The sequence below is a fragment of the Nocardioides mangrovi genome, assembly GCF_020073815.1.
In the GTDB taxonomy this organism is placed as follows: domain Bacteria; phylum Actinomycetota; class Actinomycetes; order Propionibacteriales; family Nocardioidaceae; genus Nocardioides; species Nocardioides mangrovi.
Window position 1 is genome coordinate 352859 of the sequence record NZ_JAIQZJ010000003.1, and the last position, 23475, is coordinate 376333.

Below are 23475 nucleotides of genomic sequence, written 5' to 3' on the forward strand. Positions count from 1 at the left end.
TCAGCCGCGCCGGCGGCCGCGACGCTCCCGGGTGCCCTGACCGCCGCTCCGACCCGTGCCAGCCCCGGCGCCGTTGCTGGCGCCCTGGGACGGCGAGGCCGTGTCGGAGGGGCTGTCGCAGCCGAGGACGCCGCAGGTCGGGCTGTCGCTCGGCGAGGCGGTGTCGGACGGGGACGTGCTCTCGGTCGGGGTGTCGCTCGGGGTGTCCGACGGGGTCTCGCTCGGCGTATTCGTCGGCTTCTTCGTCGGGCTCGGCGGGGGCGTGTAGGGCTCGTGGCCCTCGCTCGGCGCCTCGCCGTCGAGGTTGGCCGGCTCCGGGAAGTCCTCCTCCGGGACGCCCTCCATGTCCTGCTGCATGACCGCGGTCCAGGTGCGGGTCGGGTAGTTGGCACCGAAGTAGCCGGCCTGCCCGTTGTAGTCGGGCAGCCACCCGTCGAGCTGCTCGTTGCCCTTGCCGCGCACGTACATGACCGCGGTCGCGAGCTGCGGCGTGTAGCCGACGAACCACGAGGAGGAGACCTGGTCGTTGCCGTTGGTCGCCGTACCGGTCTTGCCGGCGGCCGGTCGACCCAGCGCCTGCGCGGCGGATCCGGTGCCGTTCTCGACCACGTTCTGGAGGGCGTACGACGTGTCCGCCGCGACGTCCTCCTTGATCGCGTCGTCGGTGCGCTGCTTGCGCTGGTAGAGGACCGTGCCGTCCTTGTCCACGACCTTGTCGACCACGTGCAACGGGGCCGCCTTGCCGCCGTTGGCGATGCTGGCGTAGGCGTTGGCCATGTTGACCGGGGCGATCGTCGCCGAGCCGAGCGCGATGCCGGACACCGGCTCGAGGCCCGGGCTGTTGTCGATGTTGTTGTAGCCGCTCTTCGACTTGTCCCAGCGGGGGATGCCGAGCGCCTCGGCGGTGTCGAGGATCTTCTCCGGGCCGTCGTCCATCGACATGGTCAGGTCCGCGAACGCGGTGTTGATCGACTCCTCGGTCGCCGTCAGCAGGCTGACGGTGCCGTAGTCGGTGCCCATCCCGTCGTACCCGGTGCCCTCGTTGCGCACGGCGTCGCCGGTGCCCTCGCCGTTGTAGTAGTAGGGCGAGTTGCCGTCGAAGGTGTCCTTGAGCGAGAAGCCCTCGTCGAGGCCGGCCGCGACCGCGAACGCCTTGAAGGTCGAGCCGGGCGCCCCACCGGTCACCGCCCAGTTGATCTGCGAGTCGAGGTAGTCCTGGCCGGCGTAGAAGCCGCGCAGCGCGCCGGTGCCGGGCTCGACGCTGGCCACCGCGACGTGGAGGTCCTTGTTCTGCTTGCCCATGTCGGGCCGGACCTCGGACACGCCCTGCGCCGCCGCGGCCATCGCCTTGCGGGTGAAGGTGGTGGTGATCCGCAGGCCGCCGCCGTCGATCTGCTCGTCCTTGAAGCCGAGGCCGTTGAGCTCGTTGCGGACCATCGAGAGCATGAAGCCCTTCTGGCCGCCCAGCCGGCTGTCGGCGGGGATCTTGGGGAAGCGGGGCAGGCGCCGCTCGGCGCGGGTCGCCTCGTCGGAGGTGATGTTGCCCGCCGTCGCCATCCCGCTGAGGACATAGTCGTAGCGCTCCTTGAGCGCCTCGCGCGAGTCCTTGCCGTTGCTGGGGTCGAAGCGCGTCGGGTTGTTGAGCACGCTGGCCAGCACGGCCGACTGGCGCAGGTCGAGGTCCTTGGCGTCCTCGTCGAAGTAGGCCTGGGCGGCCGCCTGCACGCCGTACGCGCCGCGACCGAAGTAGATGGTGTTGAGGTAGCCCTCGAGGATCTCGGTCTTGCTCATCGTGCGCTGGAGCTTCAGCGACAGGATGGCTTCCTTGATCTTGCGCTGGTAGGAGCGCTCCTGGGTCAGGTAGAGGATCTTGACGTACTGCTGGGTGATCGTGGACGCGCCCTGGGTCGAGTTGCCCGACGCGTTGCTGAAGGCCGCGCGGATGATGCCCTTGGGGTCGATGCCCTTGTCGGTCCAGAAGGAGCGGTTCTCCGCGGCGACGACGGCGTCCTGGAGGTTCTGCGGCATGTCCGCGATCGGGATCGTCTCGCGGTTCTGGATCGCGTAGCTGCCGGCCTCGGTCTTGCCGTCGGAGTAGTAGACGAAGGACGTCTGGGTCTCGAACTCGGCGTTCGGGTCCGGGATGTCCGTCGTCTGGTAGAGGTAGACGAAGCCGCCGACGATGACGAGCACCCCGACCAGGCCGGCGAGGAGGAACCACCGCGCGACCCGCCAGACCTTCTGCTTGCGGGTGCGGGGTCGCTTCGTGCCCGTGGCGGACGGCTTGGTCTGCGGCGCCGTCGTCTGCGCCTTCGTCTGGGCGGGGCCTGCGGCCCGGCGCTTGCCAGTCACGTCGTGGAGCTCCGGGGAAGTCGGGGTCTGAGATCGGTCGTGGACCGTCCGTCAGCGTACGGGGAGGCTCCACGGGCCCCCAAGACGCCGCACGGGTGCGCTTCGCCACGCGCGCGACAGGTCCGGTGTTCGCAACGCGCGGATATATCGCTACGATAGGTCGCATGGCACGTCGTGCGGAGACCATCGAGCTCGCAGTCCTCGGACTGCTGCACGAGGGACCCATGCACGGCTACGAGCTGCGCAAGCGGCTCAACCTCATGCTCGGCTGGGGCCGGGTGCTCTCCTACGGGTCGCTCTACCCGACCCTGAAGAAGATGCTCCGCGCCTCGCTGATCGAGGAGACGATGACCACGAAGACGCCCGGCACCCCCGTGTCGAAGCGGCCCCGGATCACCTACCAGGTCACCGAGGCCGGCACGCGGGAGTTCGAGCGCCTCATGTCGGAGGTCGGCCCCACCGCGTGGGAGGACGACAACTTCGACATCCGGTTCGCCTTCTTCTCCTCGACCGACATGGAGATCCGGCTGCGGGTGCTCGAGGGGCGCCGTACCCGTCTCCAGGAGCGCCTCGACCGGGTGCAGAGCCAGCTGGCCATGACGCAGAAGGAGGTCGACCGCTACGCGGCCGAGCTCCAGCGCCACGGCGTCGAGTCGGTCGAGCGCGAGGTGCGGTGGCTCTCCGAGCTGATCAACGCCGAGCGCAACGGTGAGCGTGAGACCCCGGCGCCCGAGGCGCCTGTGACCCGGCCGTCCGCGACCCCCGCGGGCGACCCCAAGCTGTGACATCAGAAGTGACCAGGAAAGGAAACCCGATGGGTTCGGTTCGAGTAGCAATCGTCGGAGTCGGCAACTGCGCCAGCTCCCTCGTGCAGGGCGTCGAGTACTACAAGGACGCCGACCCGACGGGCACCGTCCCGGGTCTGATGCACGTCACCTTCGGTGACTACCACGTCGCCGACGTCGAGTTCGTCGCGGCGTTCGACGTCGACGACCTCAAGGTCGGCAAGGACCTCTCCGAGGCGATCAACGCCTCGCAGAACAACACGATCAAGATCGCCGACGTCCCGACCCTGGGCGTCGAGGTCCAGCGCGGCCCGACCCTCGACGGTCTCGGCAAGTACTACCGCCAGACCATCGACGAGTCCGGCGCCGAGCCGGTCGACGTCGTGTCGATCCTGCGCGAGCGCCAGGTCGACGTGATGGTGTCCTACCTCCCGGTGGGCTCCGAGGAGGCCGACAAGTTCTACGCGCAGTGCGCGATCGACGCCGGCGTGGCCTTCGTCAACGCCCTCCCCGTCTTCATCGCCTCCGACCCGGTCTGGGCCAAGAAGTTCGAGGACGCCGGCGTCCCGATCGTCGGTGACGACATCAAGTCGCAGGTCGGCGCGACCATCACCCACCGCGTGATGGCGAAGCTGTTCGAGGACCGCGGCGTCACGCTGGACCGCACCTACCAGCTCAACGTCGGCGGCAACATGGACTTCAAGAACATGCTCGAGCGCGAGCGCCTGGAGTCCAAGAAGGTCTCGAAGACCCAGGCCGTGACCTCCAACCTGCAGGGCGAGCTCGCCGGCAAGGTCCACGACAAGAACGTCCACATCGGCCCGTCCGACCACGTCGAGTGGCTCGACGACCGCAAGTGGGCCTACGTCCGCCTCGAGGGCCGCGCCTTCGGTGACGCCCCGCTGAACCTCGAGTACAAGCTCGAGGTCTGGGACTCCCCCAACTCGGCCGGCATCATCATCGACGCCCTGCGCGCCGCGAAGATCGCCAAGGACCGCGGCATCGGCGGCCCGATCATCTCGGCCTCGTCGTACCTCATGAAGTCCCCGCCGGTGCAGCTCCCCGACGACGAGGGCCGCGCCCGCGTCGAGGCGTTCATCAAGGGCGAGGAGTGACCTCCCTGCTCTGAGCACCTGCTCTGGCACGCGTCAACGGCCCCCGGGACCTGGTCCCGGGGGCCGTTGCGCGTCTCGCGACGGGAACGTGCGGTCCAGACCGGATCACGGACACGAATTGTCCGGTGCAGACCGGGGGTAACCACCTCGTCACCCTGCCGTTCGACGGTCGTTGAGGTGGCACCGCGTCGCCACGCAGCGACCCCTGTCCGAGAGTGCGCCCGCCATGAGCCTGCCCCTCCGCCCCGTCCTCGCCGCCGGCATCACGACCGCGCTCACCAGCGCCGTCCTCGCCGCGGCACCCGCCACCCACGCCGCGTCGCAGATCGCCACGGCCCCGACCCACCTGCAGCAGCCCGCGCTCGCGGTCGCCTTCGACGGCCAGGACGCGACCGTCCTCCGCGGCGCGCGCTTCACCGTCGCCGGGACCGTCGCCGACGCCCAGGGCCGCGGCGTCCCGGCCGACCTCACGCTCGCCGTCTCCGACGCGACCGGACGGGTGCTCGGCACCCAGGCCGTCACCGCCGCCGACGACGGCACCTTCTCGACGTCGGTGCCCGGTGCGGTCAGCACGCACCTCGCCCGTACGACGGACCAGCTCGCCGTCCGCGCGGTCGACGTCAGCTACCAGGGCGACGCGATCGACGACGCCGGCGCGCAGGCCGTCGAGCTCGCGGCCGCCGACGCGGGGCTCACCGTCGAGGACAGCTTCGTGTCCTCGGTCGGCTGGGTGAAGCCGGGCGAGGTCTACCCGTCGCGGATCATCGTCCGCAACTCCGACGCCGCTCCGGTCACCGGCGCCACGGTCACGGTCACGGCCCCGACCGGCACCCGCTTCACCGGAGCCAGCGGCCCGGGCACGCACCCCGTCACCGCCGACACGATCACCTGGACGATCCCGACCGTGCCCGCCGCCACCGGCACCACGCCCGGCACCGCCACCCTCGTCCTCGAGAGCACCGCGGAGACCACGAGCCAGGAGCCGACCGTCGTCTGGCGCGACCTGTCGACGACCGCGACGCTCGCCGCACCCGGCGTGAGCAGCACCGTGGTGAGCCACGGCCCGAAGGTGATCCCGCCGAGCGAGTCCTACGACACCGCGCGGTACGGCGACCGGCCGTTCCCCGTCGTCCCGATCCAGTACACCGACCGCTCCTACCTCGCCGACCACTCCGGCGAGGCGCTCGAGCAGAAGATCAACGACCCGGCGGTCGCGGGCTCGACGTACAACCTCTACCAGGAGATGTCGCTCGGCCAGCTCTTCCCGCACGGCACCGTGCCGTCGGCCGGGATCGCGACCGCCGACTTCGACTACGCGCCCGGCTTCCCCTTCACCACGACCGACCCGACGACCGTGAGCACCTGCACCGGCGTCACCTACGCCGACTCCCCGGTCGACGTGGAGGGCACCGCGCTCTACCCGGAGCGGATCACCAACGGCGTCTACAACCTGCCCGGCACCACGGCCTACTACGGCTCCGACGGCGCGGGCTCCGCGGTGGTCGGCTCGCTGACCGGCGTCGCGGCGCTGATGCAGATCGACAGCGGCTGCGGGCCGACCGGCAAGATCGTCGCCGACGCCGCGGCGCTCGCCGACCCGGAGATCGACTACTCCGACTACGACACCGACAAGGACGGCGTCGTCGACTTCTTCATGGGCGTCTTCGCCGGCTGCGGCGGCAACGGCGCCTCCCAGCTCGGCGTCTGCACCGACGACCCGCAGGACGCGCTGCCCTACGACAACATCTGGCCGCACAGCTCCTCGCTGGAGTACTCCTACTCCGACCCGGTCACCGGCCTGCCCGGCTTCACCACCGACGACCAGCTCAAGGACCTCGAGGGCCGGCCGCTCTGGTACACCGACACGTCGTACGACGACATGACGACCACCGACATGGGTGACGCGCTCAAGGTCTTCGTCCGCGTCGGGCCCTACAACCTCAACCCCGAGACCGCCATCGACAAGGCGAGCGTGATCTCGCACGAGTACGGCCACTCGCTCGGGCTGCCGGACTTCTACTCGCTGGGCAGCCGCGAGACCTACGGCGACTGGAACCTGATGGCGACCGACAAGTCGCAGGACATGGACGCCTTCTCCCGCCAGGAGCTCGGCTGGGTGGTGCCCGAGGTGCTCCAGCCCGGCACCACGAAGACCGTGTCCGACTGGACCGACTCCAAGCAGGACACCGGCACCATCCACTGGCAGCGACCCGACGGCACGCCGTACACCCTGAAGAACGGTGCGGACGGCGTCGTGCACAACTCGGAGATGTACGTCGCGCGCCTGCACGGCCGCCAGCTCCTCGACCCGGCGAAGTTCGACACCGGCGACAAGGCCAGCAAGACGCACGCGTGGTTCTCCGGGTCCGGCAACGACTTCGGGTGTGCCGCCGACGGCGGTGGGCACAACCTCGACGTCGCCATCCCCGGCATCGCCGACCTGCCCGCGGGCTCCACGGTGAAGCTCGAGTTCACGTCGCTCTTCGACATCGAGTGGGACTACGACTACGGCTACGTGCTGACCTCGACCGACGGCGGCAAGACCTTCACCTCGCACGAGTCGCTGCGCGACACCCCGACGACGAGCACCACCAACGCCAACCAGAACGCCTGCCAGGGCACCTACAGCAACGGCATCACCGGGTCGAGCTCGTCCTACACCGACCCCGCCACCGTCCAGCTCGACCGGACGCTCGGCAACTACCCCGACTCCTCCTTCATCGCCGACAGCTTCGACATCTCCGACCTGGTCGGCGCCGACGTGCCGGTGCTGCGCTTCAGCTACTCGACCGACCCGGGCCTGGCCCGGCCCGGCTGGTTCATCGACGACCTGAAGGTCACCGCGACCACGCCGAGCGGCGACCAGGTGCTGCTCGACACCGACCTGGAGAACGACGGCGGCCCGGACGACCCGCGGATCTTCAACGGCGGCTGCCAGGCCGACAACCCGGGCGGCGACTGCACGAAGGGCTGGCAGTTCGTGAACGCCGGCGACGAGGCGTCCTTCGACCACGGCTACTACCTCGAGATGCGCGACCGGTCGGGCTTCGACCTCGACGGCCACGGCGAGATCGACCGCGACCCGATCGGCTGGGAGCCCGGTCTCTACCTGGCCTACACCGATGAGGCGCACGGCTACGGCAACGCCGGCACGGACGACCCGCCGGCCCAGTCCCCGCTCGACTCCACGCCCGAGGTCGGCAGCGACACCCCCGACCTGAACGACGCCGCCTTCACCGCGGCGGCCGGGCGGTCGACGTACTCCGACGCAAAGGCGTCACCGCACGTCGACAACTACACCGACCCGACCTCGGCGTCGGGCAACTGGGAGTTCGGCTACGACTGCCTCGGCTTCCAGGTGCTGTCGATGAGCGGCAACAGCGACGGCCCGGCCACCTCCGACGGCGACCTCACCGGCTCGGTGAAGTTCACGATGGCCGACGGCTGCGGCGACTTCGACTACGGCTACACGCCGGTGACGGCGCCGGAGAACACCGCGCCCGTCGCCCGGGCCACCGCCTCCCGGAAGACCGCCACGACCAGCCAGCCGATCACCTTCGACGGCGCCGGCAGCACCGACGCCGAGTCGCCCGACGACCTCGACTACAGCTGGGACCTCGGCGACGGCGGCTCGACCAAGGACGCCTCCGGACCCGGGGTCCGGCACGAGTTCACCGAGCCCGGCACGTACGACGTGACGCTGCTGGTCACCGACCCGGAGGGCCTCACCGACACCGACCACGTCACCGTGACCGTCACCGGCCAGCCCACCGACCCGACACCGACCACGGTCGCCTGCCAGTCCCACAAGGTCGCGAAGCACGGCAGCTGGCGCACCGTGAAGAGCACGAGAGCACCGGGCGGCAGCTACTGCGACAACCTCGGGAAGGCGAAGGGCAAGGACAAGCTGACCGTCTCCTTCACCGGCCCGTCGCTCGACCTGCTGGTCGGCCACGGCACCAAGGGCGGCCTGGCCAAGCTCTTCGTCGACGGGAAGCAGGCGGGCACCGTCAGCTTCCACGGCAAGCACGCGAAGCCGCACTTCACCTTCCGCCGCAAGCTCACCGGCCTCGGCGCCGGCGCGCACACGCTGACGCTGATCGTGAAGAAGAAGCAGGCCTACGTCGAGGGGTTCCGCTACTGACGCTGGGCCGCCCAGGCGAGGAGGGCGTCCCTGGCGTCCTCCTCGCTCATCGGCCCGTGCTCCATCCGCAGGTCGAGGAGGTGGGCGTAGGCCTGGCCGACCTCGCGGCCGGGCCCGATCCCGAGGATCTCCATGATCTGGTTGCCGTCCAGGTCGGGCCGGAGCGAGTCCAGCTCCTCCTGCTCGCGCAGCCGCGCGATGCGCGCCTCGAGGTCGTCGTAGGTGCGCCGCAGTCGGTCGGCCTTGCGCTGGTTGCGGGTCGTGCAGTCGGCGCGGGTCAGCACGTGCAGCCGCTCGAGCTGGTCGCCGGCGTCGCGCACGTAGCGGCGGACGGCGGAGTCGGTCCACTCGCCGGTGCCGTAGCCGTGGAAGCGCAGGTGCAGCTCGACGAGCTTGCTGACCGCGTCAGTGTCGTCGTTGGAGAAGCGCAGCGCCTTCATCCGCTTGCGGGTCATCTTGGCGCCGACGACGTCGTGGTGGTGGAAGGTCACCGACCCGTCGTCGAGGAAGCGCCGGGTGCGCGGCTTGCCGACGTCGTGCATGAGCGCCGCGAAGCGGGCCACGAAGTCGGGGACCTCGAGCCGCTCGGCCTCCAGGTCGATCGCCTGCTCCAGCACGGTGAGGGTGTGCTCGTAGACGTCCTTGTGACGGTGGTGCTCGTCGCGCTCCAGCGCGAGCGCCGGCAGCTCGGGCAGCACCAGCTCGGCGAGCCCGGTGTCGACCAGCAGCCGCAGGCCCAGGCGCGGGTAGGGCGCGCAGATGAGCTTGACCAGCTCGTCGCGCACCCGCTCCGCGGAGATGATCTCGATCCGGCTCGCCATCGCGGTCATCGCCTCGACCACGGCCGGGTCCACGGTGAAGCCGAGCTGCGCGGCGAAGCGCGCCGCCCGCATCATCCGCAGCGGGTCGTCGGAGAAGGAGTCCTCAGGCCGGCCGGGGGTGCGCAGCACCCGGTGGGCGAGGTCCACGACCCCGCCGTACGGGTCCTCGAACTCGCGGCCGGGCACCCGCACCGCCATCGCGTTGACGGTGAAGTCACGACGTCCGAGATCGCCCGCGAGGGTGTCGCCGAAGTCGACGTCCGGCTTGCGGGAGTCCGGGTCGTAGGACTCCGAGCGGTACGTCGTGATCTCGACCTGCCAGTCGCCCTTGCGGCAGCCGATCGTCCCGAACGCGCGCCCGACGTCCCAGACCGCGTCGGCCCAGCCCTTGAGCATCGCCTCGGTCTCCTCGGGGCGCGCGGAGGTCGTGAAGTCGAGGTCGTTGTGCTGCCGACCGAGCATCGCGTCGCGCACCGGACCGCCCACCAGCGCGAGCTCGTGGCCGCCGTCGGTGAAGCGCCGGCCGAGCTCGTCGATCACCGGGGCGATCCGGTCGAGCTCCTCGGCGACGTGGCGCTGGACGTCCGCGATCTGCAGCGGCGGGGGTGGGGCTTCGGGCACGGGCCAGCAGTTTAGTAGCGCGACGGCACGGGGCCCGATTCCGCACAGCCCGCCCCAGTAGAGTCGCGGAGTGCTCCGCCCTCTGTCGCTGCTGCCTGCCCTCGTGGCGGCGGTCGCGCTGGGGACGGCCGCGCTGGTCGGAGTCACCCCGCCCACCCCCGCGGACGCAGCCGCGCCGCGGGCCTCACGCGCCGCCGACCAGGAGCCGCTGGGGGTCAGCATCGACACCCTCGCCCCCTCGGTCCTGCCGAAGAAGGGCAAGGTCCGGATCACCGGCGAGATCACCAACAACGACGACCAGACGTGGACCACGATCAACGTCTACCCGTTCGTCTCCGACACCCCGATGACCTCCGCCGCCGAGCTCGCCGCGGCCGCCGAGGTGGACCCCGAGCAGCAGGTCGGACTGCGGATCAGCAAGCCGGGCGGGCTGCCGTACGACACCATCGACGAGCTCGCCCCGGGCGACACCGTCCCCTACTCGATCGCGGTGCCGCGCAGCCAGATCGGCGTCAGTGCCGAGGGCGTCTACTGGTTCGGCGTGCACGCGCTCGGCCAGGACGACGCCGGCCGCGACACGATCGCCGACGGACGGGCCCGCACGTTCATGCCGCTGGTGGGCAACACCCAGAAGACGGTCGACACCGCCCTCGTCCTGCCCGTCCGGCGGGCGATCCGCCACGAGTCCGACGGCAGCATCGCCGAGGTGTCCGGCTGGGCGCACAGCCTCGACCGCGGCGGCCAGCTCAGCAGCATCGTCGAGTTCGGCACGGCGGCCGGCGACCGGCCGATCACCTGGCTGCTGGACCCCGCCGTACCCGACGCCGTCCGCGCGCTGACCGCCGGCAACCCGGCCCGCTCGCTCGACCCCACCGTCGACGCGAACGGCGACGGTGACAGCGGCAGCGGCGACGAGAGCGAGGACCCGAGCGACGGGTCGAGCGACGACGCCTCCGCCTCGCCCAGCCCGAGCGAGGGCGCCACCGACCTCGGCGACGTCGACCCGGCCGAGGAGGAGGCCGCCACCGCGGGGTCGGCCTGGCTCGAGCGGCTGCACTCCGGGCTCGAGGGCTCGGAGATCCTCGCCCTGCCGTACGGCGACGTCGACGTCGCCGGCGCGGCGACCCACTCCCCGCGCACCTACCGCACGGCCCGGGACCGTTCCGGCACCACCCTGTCCCCATGGGGCCTGCCGATGGCGCCCGCGGTCTCGTCCCCGACCGGCTACCTCAGCGCCGACGGCCTGCGGATGATCGACCCGGACACGACCGCCGTGGTCACCGACCGGATGTTCCGCGGCTCGGCCTCGACGGTGACCCGCTCCGCGGGTCGCACCATGGTGGTCGCGTCGTCGGCGGCGATCAGCGGCGGCCCCGGCCCCGACGACCGCCTCGCGCCGACCGCGATCCGGCAGCGCCTGCTCAGCGAGGCCGCCGTACGCCTGCTGACGTCGCGCAAGCCGCTGGTGGTCGTCTTCCCCAGCAGCTTCAAGACCAGCTCGCCGACCGACTTCTGGGCCGGCCTCGACGTACCGTGGCTGCACCTGACCACGGTCGACTCGATCTCCCAGCGGCCCGGCCGCACGATCGACGTCAGCCAGCTGCACTACCCCGAGAACCAGTCACGCCTGGAGCTCGACGCCGGCGACTTCCAGGCCTCGACCGAGCTCGCTCGCAGCGGCGAGACCCTCCAGAACCTGCTCACCCTCAACGACCAGGTCGCCTCGGCCGTCCGCGACGAGTCGCTCACCGACGTGTCCTACACCTCGCGGCTGCGGCCCTACGCCGCGCGCAGCTCGGCGATCCAGTCGCGCGCCTGGATCCAGGAGCGCCTCCAGTCGGTGCACGTCGACGCCCCGAAGGCGGTCATCCTCTCCAGCGGCAGCGGCCGCTTCTCGGCCACGCTGACCAACGACCTCGACCAACCGGTGACCGTCCGCCTCGACGCCCTCGCCGAACCTCCGTTGCGGGTCTCGGTCCCGAGCGACCCCGTCGAGATCGGGGCCGGCCAGCGCACCAGCGTGCTGCTCAACGCGTCCTCCTCGGCGATCGGCATCCGCAACGTCACGCTGCTGCTGACCGACTCCGACGGCACCAACCTCAACTCCTACGACGACCTGCCGATCCGGTCCAACCGGGTCAGCAACGTGATCTGGCTGATCCTCGGCACCGGCATCGCCCTCCTCTTCGGCGCGATCCTGGTGCGGCTGGTGCGCCGGGTCCGGACGGCGAGGCGGGCATGACCACGGACGCCCCCGCGGGGAACGCGGGGAACGCCGGGAACGACCGGGTCCTCGCCAACACCGCCGTCATGGCGGTCGGCACGGTCTTCTCGCGACTCAGCGGCTTCGTCCGCTCGGCGCTCCTGGCCGCCGCGCTCGGCGCCTCGCTCCACGCCGACCTGTTCAACGTCGCCAACACGATCCCGAACATGCTCTACATCCTGCTGGCCGGCGGCGTGGTCAACGCCGTCCTGGTGCCGCAGCTGGTGCGGTCGGCCAAGCGCGACGCCGACGGCGGCGAGGCCTACACCAGCCGGATCATCACGCTCGCCGTGCTCTTCCTCGGCAGCGTCACGGTGCTGCTGGTCGTCGCGGCGCCGTGGGTGATGGACCTCTTCCTGAGCAGCAAGTACGACGACCCGAACCTCGCCGACCAGCGCGACTCGATCATCGACTTCGCGCGGTTCTGCCTGCCGCAGGTCTTCTTCTACGGCATGTTCGTGCTGGTCGGGCAGATCCTCAACGCCCGCAACCGCTTCGGCCCGATGATGTGGGCGCCGATCGCCAACAACGTCATCTCCGTCGGCGTGCTGGTGATCTACCTCGTCGTCTTCGGTCCGGCGAAGGGCGCCGAGCTGACGGGCCCGTTCACGTCCGGCCAGGAGCTCCTGCTCGGCCTCGGCGCGACCGCCGGCATCGTCGCGCAGTTCGTGATCCTGGTGCCCTACCTGAGCGCGTCCGGCTACCGCTACCGGCCGCGCTTCGACTTCCGGCACACGGGGCTCGCCCACACGCTGCGGCTCGGCGTCTGGACCGTCCTCTTCGTCGTGGTGAACCAGGTCGCCTACACCGTGGTGGTCCGCCTGGCGACGACCGGCACGGCCTCGGGCGGGGACGGCACCGGCTACACGGTCTACTCGCAGGCCTTCCTCATCATCATGGTCCCCCACTCGGTGATCACGGTGTCGCTGGCGACCGCGATCCTGCCGCGGCTCTCGCGGCGGGCCGAGCGCGGGGACCTCGACGGCGTGAGCCTGTCGCTGTCGGAGACCCTCCGCAGCGCCCTCGCGGTCGTCGTTCCGGTGGCCCTCCTGCTGCCGTTCGTCGCGATGGACGCCTCGCACCTGATCTGGGGCTGGGGCGCGGCGAAGAACGACTTCGACGCCTACGCGCCGACGCTCGCGCTCTTCGGCGTCGGTCTGGTCTTCTTCACCGTCCACTACCTGATGCTGCGCGGCTTCTACTCCCTCGAGCGCACCCGCACGGTCTTCTGGATCCAGTGCGCCGTGGCCGCCACCAACATCGTCGCCGCCCTCCTGATCGTCCACCACGTCGACGCCGCGGACACCGCACCGGCCCTGGTGATCGCCTACACGGCGTCGTACCTCGTCGGCGCCGCGATCTCCTACGGCGTGCTCCGCGGCGCCCTCGGCGGCCTCCGCACCCCGCGGCTGGTCCGGTTCGTGGTCCGGCTGCTGGTCGCCGGCGCGGTCGCGACCGGCGCGGTCGCCCTGGCGACGACCGCGATCGGCACCCCGAGCGTGGACGACGCGCTCTGGCTGGCCCTCGTCCGCCTCGCCGTCGCGGGTCTCGTCGAGCTGGTCGTGCTGGTGGCGATGGCCCGGGTGCTGCGGATCCGTGAGGTGACCTCGATGGTCGAGGCCTTCACACGCCGCCTCCCGGTCCTCTCCCGACCCTGACCACGGCCCTACGATGGCCCCGGGACCACCGGAGTCGACGAGGGGAGCTGCGTGCCGAGCGCCATCCGGCCTGGCGACGTGCTCGCCGGACGGTACCGACTGGTCGACCTGCTCACCGAGAGCGGGAACGGCCGGTTCTGGCGAGCCCACGACCGGGTCCTCGAGCGGCACGTCGCCCTGCACGTCATCGCCGAGGACGACGAGCGCGCGGAGGCGCTGCTCGAGGCGGCCCGGCGGTCGGCCACCGTCCCGGACCGCCGGCTGCTGCGCGTGCTCGACGCCGACCGCGCCGACGGGCTCTGCTTCGTGGTCAACGAGTGGGGTGCGGGCGACTCGCTCGACATCATGCTCGCCGACGGCGCGCTCGACCCGCGCCGGGCCGCCTGGATCGTCTCGGAGGTCGCGGCCACCATCGCCGTCGGTCACGAGGCGGGCATCGCCCACGGCCGGCTGGTCCCCGAGAACGTCCTGGTCGACCACACCGGCGGGGTCCGGATCATCGGCTTCGCGGTCGACGCCGCCCTGCACGGCCTGCCGCCGGGGCGGGTCTCCACCGACGTCGCCGACCTCGGCGGGCTGCTCTACAGCGCGCTGACCGGCAAGTGGCCGGGCCGCTCGGAGTCCGCCGTACCCGCCGCACCGCAGGACGGCGGCCGCGTGCTGCGCCCCCGCCAGGTGCGGGCGGGCATCCCGCGCCCGCTCGACGCGCTGTGCGACGAGGTGGTCAACCCCTACGCCAGCGGCACCCGGCTGCGCGAGGTCCACGACGTGGCCACCGCCCAGGGCATCTGCGACTACCTGTGCGCCTTCGTCGGCGACCCGACCGGGCTGGCCGCCGCCGAGGCCGCCGCCGGGCACCGTGGCACCGAGACCGTGAGCCTGCCCGCGATGACCGACCCGCCGGTGCGTGCCGCCGTACCCGAGCCCGACCCGGACCCCGACCCCGAGCCGCAGCCGGAGCCGCATCAGGAGCCGCATCAGGAGCCGCAGCCGGAGCCCACGTCCACGGAGCTGCCCACCGAGGCCGGCCTGCCGATCTTCGACGACGACAACGACGACGTGTCGTGGCTGACCGCTCCCGGCGAGCCTCCGCCGCCGCCGCCCCCCTTCGAGGACCCGCCCGAGCGCCCGCTGTTCGCGCCCGCGCCCAGCGACGGCGGCCCGGCCCGCACGCCCCGCCACCCGCGGCCGGTGGCCGCCGGCCGCGACGAGTACTGGCCGTGGGCGGACACCGGGGCCGGCGGCACGGGCACCGGGGTCCGGGTGTTCGACGAGGACGACGAGCCCGAGCCGGTCCCGGGGCGCAGCTCGCTGCGGGTCGCGGGCGCGATCCTCGCCTGCCTGCTCCTGCTGGTGGCCGTGGTGGTGGCCTTCAACCTCGGCCGGGGCCGCGGCCCGCTCGGCACCAAGTCCGACGACGACCCGTCGTCCTCCCCCACCGGCCGGACGCCGACGACGGCCGCCGCCGGTCCGATCAGCGGCGTCACCGCCACGGACCTCGATCCCCAGGGCGACCCGCCCGAGGAGAACCCCGAGCTCGCCGGACTCGCCGTCGACGGCAAGCCGGCGACCGCGTGGCGCACCAACACCTACACGCAGAACTTCGGCCCGGGCGGCCTCAAGACCGGCGTCGGCCTGGTCCTCGACCTGCACGGCACCCACACCGTCCGCAGCGTCGACGTGACGGTGATCGGCTCGCCGACGGCGTTCTCGATCTACGTCACCGACGAGCAGCCCGCCGATGTCGCCGGTCTCACCCCGGCCGCGCAGGCGACGGCCTCCGAGCCCCGCACGACCGTCGACCTCGACGACGCTCCCGAGGGCCGCTACGTCGTGATCTGGCTGACCAGCCTCCCGCAGGTGCCCGGCGGCTTCCGGGGCCAGATCGCCGACGTCACGGTCGACGGATGAGCGCCGCGGCCACCGACCCGCGCGACGACCACGACCTCCTGCGCGCCCACGTCGAGGGCGACCCGGACGCCTACGCCGAGCTGGTCCGCCGGCACCGCGACCGGCTCTGGGCGGTCGCCCTGCGCACGATGGGCAACCGCGAGGACGCCGCCGACGGGCTCCAGGACGGCCTGGTCGCCGGCTACCGACGCGCGGCCACCTTCCGCGGGGACGCCGCGGTCAGCACCTGGCTCCACCGGGTGGTCGTCAACGCCTGCCTCGACCGGCTCCGCGCGGCGAAGGTGCGCCGGACCGACCCGCTCCCCGACGACCTCGAGGACCACGCCGAGCGCGGGTCCCTGGTGTCCGCGGCCCCGACCGAGGGCGACCCCGCCGAGGCATCGGTCCGCGCGGAGCGGCGTACGGCGGTCCTCGCCGCGCTCCGCCGGCTCCCCGAGGACCAGCGCGCCGCCCTGGTCCTCGTCGACATGGAGGGCTACCCCGTCGCCGAGGCCGCCGCGATCCTCGACTGCGCCGTCGGCACCGTGAAGTCGCGCTGCTCCCGCGGCCGCAGCCGGCTCGCGGAGCTGCTCCGACCCCTTCTCGACGCCGCCGGTGAGCAGGCCCACACGCCGACGGGGAACCCGCCACCGGCGCGGTCCGTCGAATCACCGGACGCACCACGCGGACCCCCGACCGCCGGCTGAGCGCCGTCCGCGCCGCATCGCCCCGCCCCGACGACCTCCGAGGAGGTGACCACCCTGTCCACCGACGACGACCGCATCCGCGAGCTCCTCGCCGACGCCCGGCACACCGGGCCCATCCCCGACGACGTCGCGGCCCGGCTCGACGCCGCGCTGGGCGAGCTCGCCGGCTCCTCGGGTGAGCCCCTTCCGGAGCCGGTGCTGCCCACCCCCGTGCCCTCACCGGCGGTCCCCGACCTCGCGGCCGCCCGGCGCCGTCGTACCGCCCGCAACCTGCTGATCGCCGCCGCCGCCGTGGTGGTCGTCGGCGTCGGGATCAGCCGCCTCGACCTCAGCGGCGTGTCCTCCTCCGCCGACGACAGCGGCTCCTCGGCCGACGGCCCCGCGTCGGCCTCCGACGCCGGTGGCGACGCGGCGGCCGGCAGCGACGGCTCCCTCCGGAAGGCCACCGGTCCGACCGTGGTCCTCGACTCCGACCGGTTCGGGCACCAGGTCCGCGCCCTCCGGCTCCGCGAGCCGGTCGCCTCGGCGCCCGCGTCCGGCGCGTACGACGCACCCACCGACGGCACCACCGACGGTCCGGCCGACCGGCTCTTCGGCGCCGACGGCGAGCGCAGCAGTGAGCTCGGCGCCGCCCGCGCCTCCTGCGACCCCGCCTCGTGGGGTCCCGGACGCCGCGTCAAGGCCCGGTACGACGGCAAGGCCGGCGTGCTGATCTACCGTCCCGCCCAGGGCGACACCCAGGTCGTCGAGCTCTACCTGTGCGGACACGACGACCCGACCCGGTCGATCACGCTCCCCCGTCGCTGAGCGCCCGCCCGAGCACACACCCGAGGCGGGCACGAGCCGGGAAGTTTCCTCGCCTACGATCGGTTCTACTGGTCGCAGCACGCACCCGTCCCCGAGGAGACACCGACTCCATGTCCGACACTGCCCGCGACGTCGTTCGAGATGTCATCGTCATCGGCTCCGGCCCGTCCGGCTACACCGCCGGCCTCTACACCGCGCGCGCCAACCTGAAGCCCCTCGTCTTCGAGGGCTCCGTCACCGCCGGCGGCGCGCTGATGAACACCACCGAGGTCGAGAACTTCCCCGGCTTCCGCGACGGCATCATGGGCCCGGCCCTGATGGACGAGATGCGCGCGCAGGCCGAGCGCTTCGGCGCCGAGCTGGTCGCCGACGACATCGTCGAGGTCGACCTCACCGGCGACGTGAAGATCGTCAAGACCGCCACCGACACCTACCAGGCCCGCGCCGTGATCCTGGCCATGGGCTCGGGCTACCGCAAGCTCGGCCTGCCCCGCGAGGAGGAGCTCTCCGGCCGCGGCGTCTCGTGGTGTGCCACCTGCGACGGCTTCTTCTTCCGCGACCAGCACATCGCCGTGGTCGGCGGCGGCGACTCCGCGATCGAGGAGGCCACCTTCCTGACCCGCTTCGGCTCGAAGGTCTCCCTGATCGTGCGCCGCGACGAGCTGCGCGCCTCGAAGATCATGCAGGAGCGCGCGTTCGCCGACCCCAAGCTGGAGATCATCTGGAACTCCAAGGTCCAGGAGATCAACGGCGCCGACCGGCTGGAGTCCCTCACCCTCGAGGACACCGTCACCGGCGAGACCAGCACCCTCCCCGCCACCGGCCTGTTCATCGCCATCGGTCACGACCCGCGCTCCGAGCTGCTCCCGGGCCAGGTCGACCTCGACGACAACGGGTACGTCGTGGTCAGCCACCCCTCGACCGGCACCAACCTGCCCGGCGTCTTCGCCGCGGGCGACCTCGTCGACCACCACTACCGCCAGGCGATCACCGCCGCCGGCACCGGCTGCGCGGCCGCCCTCGATGCGGAGCGCTACCTGGCCGAGCTCGACCACGCCGCCAGCGGCCCGCGCGACGCGCAGGACCGCGCCGACGCCGAGATGATCACCGAGGAAGTCCAGACCGCAGGCGCCTGAGCCACGAGCAGTCCACCTGCGTGGCGGGGAACAACCGCCACCGAGGTGCTGTTGAGTGTGATCAGACCTCTGTGTTCACCGAAGAAGGGAATCCATCCGTGGGCAACATCAACGCCGTGACCGACGCCGAGTTCGACGCGCAGGTCCTCAAGTCCGACAAGCCGGTCCTCGTGGACTTCTGGGCGGAGTGGTGCGGTCCGTGCCGCCAGGTCGCTCCGATCCTCGACGAGATCGCCTCGACCCACGGTGACAAGATCACGTTCCTCAAGATGAACGTCGACGAGAACCCGGTCACGCCGTCCAACTACCGCGTCACCGGCATCCCGACGATCAACGTCTACCAGGGTGGCGAGGTCGTGAAGACCATCGTCGGTGCCCGCCCCAAGGCCGCGCTGCTCAAGGAGCTCGAGGACCTCGTCTGAGTCCTGCTCCAGAGCTCGCTAGCGAGCACTCCTCGAGGCCCGCGTCGACTTCGGCGCGGGCCTCAGTGCTCCCACGAGCCGTTCGATCGCCGCGTCGACCTCGGTTCGCCAGCGCACCGAGGTCCGCAGGTCCATCCGCATCCGCGGCGTCGTCGGGTGCGCGCGGTGGGTCTTGAAGCCGACGCTGCTGAGGAAGTCCGCCGGCAGCACGCAGCCGGCGCTCCGCCCGGTGGTGTCCCCGAACGCCTCGACCGCGCCCGACCCGCCGCGCTTGATCAGGTCCGCGGCCATCGCCTGCACGAGCATCCGTCCGAGCCCGCCGCCGCGGTGCTCGGGGTCGACGTACGCCGCGGTCAGCAGGACGGCGTCGGGCGACACGGGGGCGGTCGGGAAGCCCGCGGCCCCGGGCACGAACGCCTCGGGCGCGTAGAAGAGGTGTCCGACCGGCACGTCGTCGACCAGCGCGACCCGCCCGCACGACCCCCACTCGCGCAGCACCTCCGAGGCCCAGCCGTCCTTCTCGGCCGCGGCGTCGTCCACCCGCGCCCGGCGTACCGGGTCCAGCTCCCAGAACAGGCAGGAGCGGCACGGCGCCTCGAGGACGTCGAGGTGGTCCAGGGTGAGCCGGACGATCTTGCGCGACATCACACCTCCACGGGTGGAACCCCGGAGCCATCGTAGGCCGGGACCTGTCACGATGGCGGGGTGCGCAAGATCCGACAGAGCAGGAAGCTGCAGAACGTCCGGTACGACGTGCGGGGCCCGATCCTCGTCGAGGCCCAGCGCCTCGAGGCCGAGGGCCACCACATCCTCAAGCTGAACATCGGCAACACCGCGCCGTTCGGCTTCGAGGCACCCGAGGCCATCGTCGCCGACATGGTGCACCATCTGCCGGACGCCCAAGGCTACAGCGACAGCCAGGGCATCTACCCGGCGCGCACGGCGGTCGCGCAGTTCTACCAGTCCCGCGGCCTCCGCGACGTCTCGGTCGAGGACGTCTTCATCGGCAACGGCGTCTCCGAGCTCATCACGATGGTCCTGCAGACGTTCCTCGACGACGGCAACGAGATCCTGGTGCCGGCGCCCGACTACCCGCTGTGGACCGGTGCGATCACCCTCTCCGGCGGGACCGCGGTCCACTACGAGTGCGACGAGAGCAACGGCTGGAACCCCGACCTCGCCGACATCGAGGCCAAGATCACCGAGAACACCCACGGTCTGGTGATCATCAATCCCAACAACCCCACCGGTGCGGTCTACAGCCCCGAGACGGTCAAGGGCCTCATCGACATCGCCCGCCGCCACGAGCTGGTCGTCTTCTCCGACGAGATCTACGAGAAGATCATCTTCGACGACGCGGTCCACCACCACGCCGCGGAGTACGCCGGCAACGACGTGCTCTGCCTGACCTTCAGTGGCCTCTCCAAGGCCTACCGGGTCTGCGGCTACCGCGCCGGCTGGTTGATGATCTCGGGGCCGAAGGAGATCGCCGAGGACTTCCTCGAGGGCCTGACCCTGATGGCCAACATGCGGATGTGCGCCAACGTCCCGGCCCAGCACGCGATCCAGACCGCACTGGGCGGCTACCAGTCGATCGAGGAGCTCATCGTCCCCGGCGGGCGCTTCTACGAGCAGAGCAAGCTGGCCAGCCGCCTGCTCAACGAGATCCCGGGCGTCAGCAACGTCGAGCCGCAGGGCGCGCTCTACTGCTTCCCGCGCCTCGACCCGGAGGTCTACCCGATCGAGGACGACGAGACGTTCGTGATCGACCTGCTCCGGTCGAAGAAGCTCCTGGTCACCCACGGCACGGGCTTCAACTGGCCGCGGCCCGACCACTTCCGGCTGGTGACCCTGCCCGACGTCCAGGTGCTCGAGGAGGCGATCGGCCGGATCGCCGACTTCCTCGCCACCCGCCGCTGACCGGAGGCCACCGCAGATGCGCGACATCACCTACCCGCCCATCATCGTCACGGCGAAGACCGCCTTCCGGGTCCTGGGCCAACGGTTCCAGATGACCGGGACCGAGCACGTCCCCCGATCCGGCGGCGTGCTCCTCGCCTGCAACCACATCGGGTACGTCGACTTCATCTACGGCGGCCTGGCTGCCAACCCGTCCGGGCGCCTGGTGCGCTTCATGGCCAAGAAGGAGCTCTTCGACCACCGGGTCGTCGGCCCCCTCATGCGGTCGCTGCACCACATCGAGGTCGACCGCGGCGCCGGCGAGGCATCGGCGCGGACCGCGATCGACTACCTCCGCGCCGGCGAGGCCGTGGGCATCTTCCCCGAGGCGACGATCTCCCGCTCCTTCGAGCTCAAGGAGTTCAAGACGGGCGCGGTGCGGATCGCCGCCGAGGCCGGCGTCCCGCTGGTCCCGGTCATCATGTGGGGCACCCAGCGGATGATGACCAAGGACCACCCGCGCGACTTCTCGCGCGGGAAGACCATCGCGCTCACCGTGGGCGAGCCACTCCATCCCACCGGCGCCGACCCGGTCGCCGAGACCGCGGAGCTGCGGGCGGCGATGACCGGTCTGCTCGACACGACCATCCGCGCCTACCCGGCCGACGAGCAGCCGCCGGGCTCCTGGTGGTTGCCCGCGTCGTTCGGCGGCTCCGCCCCGACCCCCGCGGAGGCCGAGCGTCTCGACGTCGAGGAGAAGCGGGCGCGAGCCGCCCGTCGTGCCAACAAGTCGACAAAGTGACTAATCGCTTTGCCGCTAGATCTCTAGGTCGTCAGATCGGCCGGTCGTTCCGGTTGCGCGGGTCCATGATGTCGACGATGCGCTGCAGGTCGTCGAGCGAGGCGAACTCGACCGTGATCTTGCCCTTGGCGCGGCCGAGGTCGACCTTCACCCGGGTCTCGAGCCGGTCCGAGAGCCGCTCCGCCAGGTCTGCGAGCCCGGGGGCCACGGGCTTGTTGCGCCGCACCGGGCGGGTCGCCGGGCCGTCGACGTCGCGCACGGCGACGATCTCCTCGAGGCCGCGGACGCTGATGCCCTCGGCGATGACGCGCTGGGCGAGCCGGTCCTGGACCTCCGGGTCCTCGATCGCCAGCAGCGACCGGGCGTGGCCGGCGGACAGGACGCCCGCGGCGACCCGGCGCTGCACGGCCGGTGTCAGCTTGAGCAGCCGGAGCGTGTTGCTGATCTGCGGGCGGGACCGACCGATGCGGGAGGCGAGCTCCTCGTGGGTGCAGTCGAAGTCGTCCAGCATCTGCCGGTAGGCGGCCGCCTCCTCCAGCGGGTTGAGCTGGGAGCGGTGGAGGTTCTCGAGCAGCGCATCGCGGAGCATGTCGACGTCGTCGGTCTCCCGGACGATCGCCGGGATCATCTCGCGGCCGGCCGCCTGGGTCGCGCGCCAGCGGCGCTCGCCCATGACCAGCTCGTAGTCCTCGGGGCCGCGCCGGCGGACGACGACGGGCTGGAGGACGCCGATCTCGCGCACCGAGTGCACGAGCTCGTCCATCGCCTCCTCGTCGAAGACCTGGCGGGGCTGGACGTCGTTGGGCCGGATCTGGCCGACCGGCAGCTCGGCGAAGTAGGCACCGGCGACGGGCTGCAGGCCCGGGGCCGCCGGCTCGGGCGCCGCCGCGGGAGCGTCGCCGTCCTCGGGCGCCTCGGCGGTCGGCGCGGTGGGGATCAGGGAGCCCAGGCCGCGGCCGAGTCCTCGGCGCTGCGGCGGACGGTTGGCGTTCACGAGGCTGCTCCCTGGATCGCGATCTCGCGCGCCGCCTCGAGGTAGGACAGCGCGCCCGGCGAACCGGGATCGTAGGTCATCACGGTCTGGCCGTAGGACGGGGCCTCCGAGACCCGGACCGACCGCGGGATCGACGTCTTGAGGACCCGCTCGCCGAAGTGCTCCCGCACCTCCTCGGCCACGCCCGCCGCCAGCCGGGTGCGCGCGTCGTACATCGTCACCAGGATGGTGGAGACGTCGAGCTGCTGGTTGAGGTGGGCCTTGACCATCTCCACGGTCTCGAGGAGCTGGCCGAGGCCCTCGAGCGCGTAGTACTCGGCCTGGATCGGGATCAGCATCTCGTCGCCGGCGACCAGGGCGTTGAGGGTGAGCAGGCCCAGCGAGGGCGGGCAGTCGATGAGCACGTAGTCGAAGCGCTCCTCCCCCGCGTCGGTGCCGCCGACCAGCGGGTGCCCGTGCACGGCCTTGCGCAGCCGGCTCTCCCGGGCGACCACGGAGACGAGCTCGATCTCGGCGCCGGCCAGGTCGATGGTCGCGGGCACGACCCACAGGCCGTCGACCTCGGGGCTCGGGCTGGCGACCTCCTCCAACGGCACGCCGTCGACGAGGGCGTCGTACGTCGAGGGCACGCCGCGGCGGTGCTCGACCCCGAGTGCCGTGGACGCGTTGCCCTGGGGATCGAGGTCCACCACCAGCACGCGCTGGCCGAGCTGAGCCAGGGCGGCGGCGATGTTCACCGTCGAGGTGGTCTTGCCGACCCCGCCCTTCTGGTTCGCGACCACGAAGACGCGGGTCCTCTCGGGCCGGGACAGCGCCGGGCGGAACCGGGTGCCCTGGCGGGCCAGCACGCTGTGCTCGGCGGCCCGGGCCAGGGGAGTGTGGTGGTCGTCGTCGAAGGTCGGCGCGCCGTCCGCGAGGTCCTCGGCGGTCCGGACGCGGAACGTCGTTTCACGTGAAACATCGGCCACCGGGTCGGTCTCCTCCTGCTGTGGATGACCGGGCTCGGTCTGTGGATATTCACGCTCACCGGCGGTCGGACCACCGGTGGAAAACCCGTCT

17 protein-coding genes are annotated in these 23475 nt (G+C 71.7%); 12 read left to right on the plus strand and 5 right to left on the minus strand.

The window, feature by feature from the left end; translation table 11 throughout:
* A complete protein-coding gene (locus K8U61_RS08325) occupies nt 1-2352 on the minus strand; it encodes a transglycosylase domain-containing protein (RefSeq protein ID WP_224122536.1) in 2352 nt (783 codons plus the stop codon).
* A gap of 164 nt (nt 2353-2516) precedes the next feature.
* Between K8U61_RS08325 and K8U61_RS08330 the strand changes: the two genes are divergently transcribed.
* From K8U61_RS08330 to K8U61_RS08340, 3 genes are all read left to right on the plus strand, one after another.
* Nucleotides 2517-3137, plus strand: coding sequence for a PadR family transcriptional regulator (locus K8U61_RS08330; RefSeq protein ID WP_224122537.1), 621 nt, complete (start codon nt 2517-2519; stop codon nt 3135-3137).
* A gap of 29 nt (nt 3138-3166) precedes the next feature.
* Entirely contained in the window at nt 3167-4252 is a 1086-nt protein-coding gene (locus K8U61_RS08335; protein ID WP_224122538.1) for an inositol-3-phosphate synthase, read from the plus strand.
* A gap of 226 nt (nt 4253-4478) precedes the next feature.
* Complete coding sequence (locus K8U61_RS08340; protein WP_224122539.1) at nt 4479-8396, plus strand: PKD domain-containing protein; 3918 nt, start codon at nt 4479-4481, stop codon at nt 8394-8396.
* Here the strand turns inward: K8U61_RS08340 and K8U61_RS08345 are convergent.
* Nucleotides 8390-9838, minus strand: coding sequence for a CCA tRNA nucleotidyltransferase (locus K8U61_RS08345; protein ID WP_372454211.1), 1449 nt, complete (start codon nt 9836-9838; stop codon nt 8390-8392). The genes K8U61_RS08340 and K8U61_RS08345 overlap by 7 nt on opposite strands.
* A gap of 70 nt (nt 9839-9908) precedes the next feature.
* Between K8U61_RS08345 and K8U61_RS08350 the strand changes: the two genes are divergently transcribed.
* The 7 genes from K8U61_RS08350 (at nt 9909) to trxA (ending at nt 18721) form a co-directional block, all read left to right on the plus strand.
* Nucleotides 9909-12080 carry a DUF6049 family protein gene (locus tag K8U61_RS08350; protein ID WP_224122540.1) on the plus strand — a complete coding sequence of 724 codons (2172 nt, stop codon included), beginning with the start codon at nt 9909-9911 and terminating at the stop codon, nt 12078-12080.
* Complete coding sequence (murJ, locus tag K8U61_RS08355) at nt 12077-13759, plus strand: murein biosynthesis integral membrane protein MurJ (RefSeq protein WP_224122541.1); 1683 nt, start codon at nt 12077-12079, stop codon at nt 13757-13759. The genes K8U61_RS08350 and murJ overlap by 4 nt, the downstream gene beginning before the upstream one ends.
* A gap of 51 nt (nt 13760-13810) precedes the next feature.
* On the plus strand, nt 13811-15670 hold the full coding sequence (locus tag K8U61_RS08360; protein ID WP_224122542.1) for a protein kinase family protein: 1860 nt from the start codon (nt 13811-13813) through the stop codon (nt 15668-15670).
* Nucleotides 15667-16356 (plus strand): RNA polymerase sigma factor SigM, encoded by a 690-nt coding sequence (sigM, locus tag K8U61_RS08365; protein ID WP_224122543.1) that lies wholly within the window; start codon nt 15667-15669, stop codon nt 16354-16356. Before K8U61_RS08360 ends, sigM begins: the two co-directional genes overlap by 4 nt.
* Nucleotides 16357-16401: 45 nt before the next feature.
* A complete protein-coding gene (locus K8U61_RS08370) occupies nt 16402-17163 on the plus strand; it encodes a hypothetical protein (RefSeq protein ID WP_224122544.1) in 762 nt (253 codons plus the stop codon).
* Nucleotides 17164-17273: 110 nt separating this feature from the next.
* Nucleotides 17274-18299 carry a thioredoxin-disulfide reductase gene (gene trxB / locus K8U61_RS08375; RefSeq protein WP_224122545.1) on the plus strand — a complete coding sequence of 342 codons (1026 nt, stop codon included), beginning with the start codon at nt 17274-17276 and terminating at the stop codon, nt 18297-18299.
* A 98-nt stretch (nt 18300-18397) separates the two neighbouring features.
* The gene (trxA, locus tag K8U61_RS08380; protein ID WP_308043123.1) at nt 18398-18721 is read left to right on the plus strand and encodes a thioredoxin; all 324 of its coding nucleotides are present in this window, start codon (nt 18398-18400) and stop codon (nt 18719-18721) included.
* A gap of 18 nt (nt 18722-18739) precedes the next feature.
* On the opposite strand, the gene K8U61_RS08385 is transcribed toward trxA, so the two are convergent.
* Nucleotides 18740-19366, minus strand: coding sequence for a GNAT family N-acetyltransferase (locus tag K8U61_RS08385; protein WP_224122546.1), 627 nt, complete (start codon nt 19364-19366; stop codon nt 18740-18742).
* A 60-nt stretch (nt 19367-19426) separates the two neighbouring features.
* On the opposite strand from K8U61_RS08385, the gene K8U61_RS08390 reads away from it, so the two are divergent.
* Both K8U61_RS08390 and K8U61_RS08395 read left to right on the plus strand, forming a co-directional pair.
* Nucleotides 19427-20641 carry a pyridoxal phosphate-dependent aminotransferase gene (locus tag K8U61_RS08390; protein ID WP_224122547.1) on the plus strand — a complete coding sequence of 405 codons (1215 nt, stop codon included), beginning with the start codon at nt 19427-19429 and terminating at the stop codon, nt 20639-20641.
* 16 nt (nt 20642-20657) lie between these two features.
* Nucleotides 20658-21422 (plus strand): lysophospholipid acyltransferase family protein, encoded by a 765-nt coding sequence (locus K8U61_RS08395; RefSeq protein WP_224122548.1) that lies wholly within the window; start codon nt 20658-20660, stop codon nt 21420-21422.
* A gap of 31 nt (nt 21423-21453) precedes the next feature.
* Here K8U61_RS08395 and K8U61_RS08400 read toward each other — a convergent pair whose 3' ends face one another.
* Nucleotides 21454-22416, minus strand: coding sequence for a ParB/RepB/Spo0J family partition protein (locus tag K8U61_RS08400; protein ID WP_224122549.1), 963 nt, complete (start codon nt 22414-22416; stop codon nt 21454-21456).
* Nucleotides 22413-23384, minus strand: coding sequence for a ParA family protein (locus tag K8U61_RS08405; protein WP_372454214.1), 972 nt, complete (start codon nt 23382-23384; stop codon nt 22413-22415). Before K8U61_RS08405 ends, K8U61_RS08400 begins: the two co-directional genes overlap by 4 nt.
* Nucleotides 23385-23475 lie beyond the last annotated feature (91 nt).